Here is a 6,566-nt window from a genome sequence, read left to right on the forward strand (position 1 = left end):
AACGGCCTAAAACAACTTGACAAAACACACTTAATGCGAGGGGCAGGGGTGTAAACCCCACTCAGATGTGAGAGGCCGAGCGCGAGAGGTGCGAGTAAACAACTGAGGCCGTTTTCGGGCGACGGCGAGAACCTCATATCTAGCCCCTCACAGCTGGCACGGTCAGATCTAGATCGGACCCCCTCACCTAGATCCACATCTCCTGCCCTCACCGTTTAGGTGATGGTGCCTCTGCCTGTGCGGCCGGTTGGCTCATTCTAGATGCGAGGGACCTCACCCAGTTGTGAAGGGCGGGTGTGAGGGGTCGAATAACCAGCCTGCCCCGTTTTGGCTGATGGCGCAGCCCTCACATCTAAGTCGGGGACACAACCTGCCCTTCACATTTGTCCGGGATCGGGGGGAGTTCCGGGGGTGTGACAGATCGTTCATTGGCGCGAACGACGACCTGGGGAAAGTGACAGATGTTACCCCTGCTGGAGGTTTGATTTGTCGCAGAATCACGGCCCAGCGAGTTCGGGTTTGAGGCTTAGATCCGAATATCCAGGCGCCGAAGGAACTCGAGCGCACTGATACAGGGCACCTTGAACTGCACAGCCACGTCAGGGATCTTTATCTTCTTTAGGCTGTTAGGCGCCGACGCCTCGTTAGTAACGATGGTCGCGCCGTAGCGATATGCCGATGCCACCAACCATGAGTCGGCCTCATTGAGAAACTCCGTAACCGCGGCTTCGTGGTACTTGGGCTTCCTCCCCAGCACTACCCATTCCACGACTTCCTGGTAACAATCGATCTCTTTTTGATCAGGGAAGATTATTTGCTCTTGGCGGACATTCTTCTGATACCAGCCGTACTCAGGAGCACCCCACACAGCAAGCTCTTTATCAACCTCTTCATGGAAGAAGACTTCGTCGGAGGTCAACGCAACCTCAAGTTTCTTCCAAAGCGTCGGAAACACAGTATCCGGATAAACACTGGCCAAGGTGCCCAGGAAGTTGGTGTCCACCAAATACATCCGCTACACCGCTTTCCGGCCTCGCACCTGGCGCGCATTGACTAGATTCGCGAACGACTCGCTTGAATTACTTCCCAGGTATCGCGCAGCCTCCCGTTGCGATATTTGGCCGTTCACCGCCGCTTGCGTAACCGTGTCAAAGAACCTTCCACCAACACGGGAACGAACCAGCACGTGGTGCGGCGGTGCCCCCTCACCGGTCCTCTCCGCTCGCTCTCCAGTGTGCTTCACCAAAGGCAGTACGCGGCGTGCTTCCTCTTGATCAATGAGTCCCAATTCCTCGAAGCGCCAGAGCATGGCTTCCCTACTCAGGCCAAAGCGACGGGCGAGTCGTTCGACTTGGTCTTTGGTCGGCATGGTGTCGTCGAAAAGCTTCTGCACTGCAGATGCCGGAGCAATGAGCTCAGAAGCAAACTGGTTGCACCACCGCTCCAACTGCACGCCGTCCGTATGATCGGAGACACCCGGTTTTCCGAGCACAACGTGGCCAAGCTCATGCGCGAGGCTGAACAACTGCGCGGTCTTTGCATCGCGAGTGTTGATGAAGACGAGACAGAAACCATCGTCTTCAATGGTGAACCCGCGAAACTCATCGACGCTCAAACGACGCTTCGTTGAACTCTCCACGATCGAATTTCGCGCCACCAACACCCCTGCTTCTTCCATCGACAGAACCAAGGCGCGCACTTTATCCGCCCCCGGAAATGGGGCTTCTGCATCAAACCCGAGATGCTCGCGGATGGACAGCGCGACGTCTTGAGGGCGCTGAGAACTCGAGGCGGAAGCGAAAAAGACCGGGGGTTCGATCCCCTCATCCTTTGCGTAGTCCGAGTACCAAGCCAGACGCTGCTGCGACTTGAGAACAACCTCTTGAAGATCTGGGCTCATCGACCCCAACGCAGAATTCCTGACGGTCCGGAAATCTGCAACACCAGTGTCTTCTCCCGAAGGCTCCTTAAGCAGCAACCTCCCGAACGGAATCTTGGCGCGGCGAGCCAAGTCTTGTGCCTGACGCAGCGTGGGTTGTGCGTCCCCCTCCAACCAGGAATCGAATTTTGGAAAACGCTTGAGCAACTCATCGTCATCCAAACCCGTGCGACGAGCGGCCCACTGCAAAACGGAAGGCGTGACCGAAACACGCGGCGAGTTCATCGGCCCACCTCCTTGTCACTCTTCCTGCGAAAACCGAACTCTGCCCAAGACGATAGTGCGTATGGGGTCAGTATGTCACCCAGAGTTGACACGTGAACCGGTTTTGATGTGGAGGGTCGATGCCGCCGCTGTACTGGGCGTTTAATGCGACTCGGTGAGTTCGGGTTTGCTCCTAAGCTCACTTTTTGGCGTATTGATTGAGTTACGATGAGCGTTGATCGGGCAGGGACTCAAAACAGATTGGTGCAGCAACGATGAACCGTTTCACAGCGACCGCTGAGCACTCATCCGGCTGGTGGGTGGGGCAACTTGAAGAAGACTCTGGCGTCATTGTCCAGGCTCGATCTGTAAAGCAACTTAGAAACGAGTTCCGAGAAGCACTTCGACTCTTTCCAGAGCTCACCGCACACCCCGACGCTGCTCACATTGAAATTACGGTTGTTGGTGAAGCAGGCGGCGGCGGGCTGACCTCCTAGTGGCGCTTCGGGGCGATGCAAGATGTTGCAGGGCAGGGAGCTGCGACCTGCGCGGAGTGTAAAAACCGACACGCGGATATGCGGGGTTTTACACAAACGAAATATGTAAACCGGGGCGTTGGGGCCTAACGCCCGCGGAAGGCGCGGTCGTTGAGGTCCCGGCGGGCCTGCTCCAGGGCGACCAGGTCGGAAAACAACGCGTTGTAGGCCTCTTCGTCGTCAGAGGGGCGCATGCGCTGCAGCTGCGCCTTGAGCTGGGCGATCTGTTCGCCGACGCGGGTCTCTTGCAGGCGGGAGAGAACGGAGTCGGCGTATTCGTCGAGGTCGTCGGCGTGAATGGGCTCGACGGCGAGTTCGGAAACAAAGTTGCGGCCGGAAAGGTCGCGCATCTCGCCGGCGACGGCAGCGATCCAGGAGGCGCCACCGTCGGGGGCAGAGTCGGTGGGCGCAGCGCCAGCGGGCCCTGCGACAGCAGCGGCACCAGCGGAGCTAGCGGCACCAGCGCCCACACCGTCACCAGCGCGGGCGCAGCCGCCGGCGGCGGTGATGGCCTCACGGACCTGCTGGTAGGCGTCGTGGGTGAAGGAGTCCGGGTTGATGCCGTCGAAATAGTTGCCGGCTTTCGACGGGTGCTGCAGGGCGATCTTCAAGGCTTCGCGCTGGGGCCACAGCATCGGATCGTCGGGGCGCGGCGGGATCAGCAACTCCGCCTGGCGGCCGGAGGAGTCGGGGCCAGCGGCGGCCTGCCGGGCGGCAAGGGAGACGCGCTGGCGCTTCTCCTTTTTCGGCTTCTTCGCCTCGGCGCGGACCTGTTCCAACACTTCGTCGGGGTTGGGCCAGCCCACCCAGCCGGCGAGGCGGCGGGCGTATTCCTGTTGGAGAATTTTGTCGTCGATGGAGGCGACGACGGGGACGGTGCGTCGTAAAGCTTGGACGCGTCCTTCGGCCGAATCGAGGGAGTAATTCTTCAGGAGGGACTCAATGACGAACTCGTAGACGGGGATGCGGGAGGCGACGAGGTCCCGAAGAGCGCTGTCGCCCTTCTCCAGACGCAGGTCGCAGGGGTCCATGCCGTCCGGGGCGACGGCGACAAACGACTGGCCGCCGAACTCCGTGTCGGTGTTGTAGGCGCGCATCGCAGCCTTCTGGCCGGCCTCGTCGCCGTCGAAGGTGTAGATCAGTTCGCCGCGGAAGAAGTTGTCGTCCAGCATCAGGCGGCGGATCAGGCTCATGTGCTCGGAGCCGAACGCGGTACCGCAGGTGGCCACGGCGGTGGTCACGCCGGCGGCATGCATGGCCATCACGTCAGTGTAGCCCTCCACCACCACCGTCTGGTGCTGGGTGGCAATGTTGCGCTTTGCCTTATCGATGCCGAACAGCACCTTCGACTTGTGATACAGCATGGTGTCGGAGGTGTTCATGTACTTGCCCATGGGGTCGTCGTCGAAAAGTTTGCGCGCGCCGAAACCGATCGTGTTCGACGCGGCATCCTTAATCGGCCAAATCAGACGGCGGCGGAACTTATCAATCGGCCCGCGTTTGCCCTGGGAGGAAATGCCGGCATCGATGAGTTCCTGCACCTCAAAACCCTTGCGCAGCAGGTGCTTTGTCAGCGTGTCCCAACCGTCGGGGGCGTAACCGCACTCGAAATCCAGGATCAACTCGCGCGAAAACCCACGGTTGAGCAGGAAGTCGCGCGCAACCTTCGCCTCAGGCGTTTCCAACTGCTCGCGGTAAAACTCGTGCGCCGCCTTATTCGCCGCCAACAGCCGCTGGCGCGTGCCCGGCTTCACATCACGCGCACCCGTAGAACCGCCCTGGTAATTAATGCGGTACCCAATCTGGTCCGCAACCGCCTCCACCGCCTCCGGGAAGGTCAACTGCTCCATCTCCATCAGGAACGAGAACACATCCCCGCCCTTGCCCGTGGAGAAGCAGTGGTAATACCCGTGAGCAGGGCGAACATGGAAACTCGGGGTCTTCTCGTCCTTGAACGGACTCAGGCCCTTCAGCGAGTCGTGCCCGGCAGGCTTCAACTGCACATACTCGCCCACGATCTCGTCGAGCGGTGCGCGCTGACGGATAGCCTCAATGTCACTATCCGGAATTCTGCCCCTTGCCATGGCGCTCATCGTAGCGTGTGCAACGATATGGGCCTATGAAGCGCCCGATTGTCCTGCTGACCTGCCTCGCGTTGAGCAGTTGCGTATCGACGACCCCCTCACCCACCCCGGCACCAACCAGCGCCGTGGCGTCGAGCGCAACCTCGACCGCGACCGCCTCGGGGCTGCCGGCGTGCGGCTCGCTTCCCGACGAAGCCTGGGACACCGTCGACCTCATCGAAGCCGGCGGCCCCTTCCCCTACCCCGCCAACGACGACAAACGCTTCGGTAACTACGAACGCGTCCTGCCACAGGAGTCCCGCAACTATTACCGCGAGTACACCGTGGACACGCCAGGGTTGCGCCACCGCGGGGCGAGGCGCATCGTCACCGGCGGCGACGCTTCCGGCGTCGAGGCCTGGTACTACACCGACGACCACTACGAATCCTTCTGCGAAATGGAGGTCAACTGATGAATCCGATCTTTCTCGCCAACCCGGTCCACACGCTTGAGGACCTCGCCCGCGGCATCCTCACCGCCGCCTACGGCCCCAAAGACGCCGCCGACCGTCCCGTGCCCACAAACCTCGACGCGCTCGCCGACCTCCTGCGGGAAACCCAAGTGAAACGGGTGGTGGTGGCTTCCTGGAGGGTGGAGGGGTCGTCGACAAGCAAAATGCGCGCAGTGTTTGAGGATGAAGGGGTCGAATTGGCAGCTTAGGGGCAAACCCGAACTCGGAAATGTCCACTATATTGTGCACGCGAGGGGTTCCCAACGCAGCCGCCAGGCGCGATACTGGCTTGCATGGGGTATGCAGAAATGGCTCACCTTCGGGGGTTGAGAGAAGATTTTGACGAGCAAGCCAACGCGCCCAGCGCGAACCCGCGCTATGTGACGCGGACAACCACCGTCGAGAAAGAATGGTGGCAATCGCTCCCACTGCGCGACCAAATGCTGGTCCGCGGTGCGGGAGTCTCGCGCGACAGTCGCAAAGCGATCCTCCTCGGTCGCTGGGCCGCAGTGCAACACGGCATGTGGATTGGGCCATTCACCGACTGGACCGTCGATGTCGCACTACCGTCCGGAAAACCGCCCGCCAAAAGCAAATGGCCCTATCTGACACGATTCCGCTCAGTGCCCGTGCGTGACGACGAAACCATCACCGCCCACAACATCCGCTACACCGACCGACTCCGTACCTACATCGACCTGTTCCGCTTCGGCACCATCACCGACCAACTCACGGCAACCGATTGGCTCCTGTTGCACTACTCACGCCGCACAGTGCACGATTACATCGACGGGTTCGAAGGTTGCCGGCCCGAGATTCTCAAACGGGCGCACAGAATGGTCGCTGGTGTGACACCGCTGCCCGAGTACCGGTACAGCCTCGCCCGCGCCGTCCTCTCCTCACACCGGATTGACTGTTACCCGGTGTTCCTAAAACCATGGGTCACATCCGGGCCTCTAATTGTCGACTGCGGCGGGATGCGCAACATCGCCATCATCATCGACGACGCCACCGGCTTCGATTCCGACTTCGGTTTCCCCGAAGACACACGCGCCTCCTGGACTTCGCACCACAACTTCCCGACAGTGCGCTGGGACTTCTCAGATCTGTTCTTCAGACCGGACCTTTTCATGAGGGAAGTAGGCCGGGCGCGTAATGCCGTCATATATAAGCACTCGCTGCCAAAGTGGGAGTGGTGAGGCGGTCGCCGGCTGTGTGAGCGCGTTGTGTGGGCGGTGTGTGAGCGCTGTTTGAGCGCGGTGAGGCGACCGCCCTGAGGGGTGGAAGGTGTCCGATTGGCAGCTTAGGGGCA

Annotated in this window: 7 protein-coding genes; 4 read left to right on the forward strand and 3 right to left on the reverse strand. The window is 60.6% G+C overall.

All coding sequences use genetic code 11. The annotated features are described in order from the left end of the window. Positions 1-526: 526 nt before the first annotated feature. Both HMPREF2617_RS05005 and HMPREF2617_RS05010 read right to left on the reverse strand, forming a co-directional pair. Positions 527-1,012 (reverse strand): DUF4411 family protein, encoded by a 486-nt coding sequence (locus HMPREF2617_RS05005; protein ID WP_070840239.1) that lies wholly within the window; start codon positions 1,010-1,012, stop codon positions 527-529. Between the two features lie 3 nt (positions 1,013-1,015). Continuing rightward, positions 1,016-2,164 carry an ImmA/IrrE family metallo-endopeptidase gene (locus HMPREF2617_RS05010; RefSeq protein ID WP_070840240.1) on the reverse strand — a complete coding sequence of 383 codons (1,149 nt, stop codon included), beginning with the start codon at positions 2,162-2,164 and terminating at the stop codon, positions 1,016-1,018. 254 nt (positions 2,165-2,418) lie between these two features. Between HMPREF2617_RS05010 and HMPREF2617_RS05015 the strand changes: the two genes are divergently transcribed. Next, a complete protein-coding gene (locus HMPREF2617_RS05015) occupies positions 2,419-2,640 on the forward strand; it encodes a hypothetical protein (RefSeq protein ID WP_070840241.1) in 222 nt (73 codons plus the stop codon). Positions 2,641-2,765: 125 nt separating this feature from the next. Here the strand turns inward: HMPREF2617_RS05015 and dnaG are convergent, their stop codons facing one another. Beyond that, on the reverse strand, positions 2,766-4,763 hold the full coding sequence (dnaG, locus tag HMPREF2617_RS05020; RefSeq protein WP_070840242.1) for a DNA primase: 1,998 nt from the start codon (positions 4,761-4,763) through the stop codon (positions 2,766-2,768). Between the two features lie 35 nt (positions 4,764-4,798). Between dnaG and HMPREF2617_RS05025 the strand changes: the two genes are divergently transcribed. The 3 genes from HMPREF2617_RS05025 (at position 4,799) to HMPREF2617_RS05035 (ending at position 6,453) form a co-directional block, all read left to right on the forward strand. Beyond that, positions 4,799-5,215, forward strand: a complete 417-nt coding sequence (locus HMPREF2617_RS05025) for a guanyl-specific ribonuclease (protein WP_070840243.1) — start codon at positions 4,799-4,801, stop codon at positions 5,213-5,215. Next, a complete protein-coding gene (locus HMPREF2617_RS05030) occupies positions 5,215-5,463 on the forward strand; it encodes a hypothetical protein (RefSeq protein ID WP_070772145.1) in 249 nt (82 codons plus the stop codon). Before HMPREF2617_RS05025 ends, HMPREF2617_RS05030 begins: the two co-directional genes overlap by 1 nt. Positions 5,464-5,547: 84 nt before the next feature. Then, a complete protein-coding gene (locus HMPREF2617_RS05035) occupies positions 5,548-6,453 on the forward strand; it encodes a hypothetical protein (protein WP_141763007.1) in 906 nt (301 codons plus the stop codon). The last annotated feature ends 113 nt before the right edge of the window (positions 6,454-6,566 follow it).

This window comes from Corynebacterium sp. HMSC070H05 (assembly GCF_001837615.1).
GTDB lineage: Bacteria > Actinomycetota > Actinomycetes > Mycobacteriales > Mycobacteriaceae > Corynebacterium > Corynebacterium coyleae.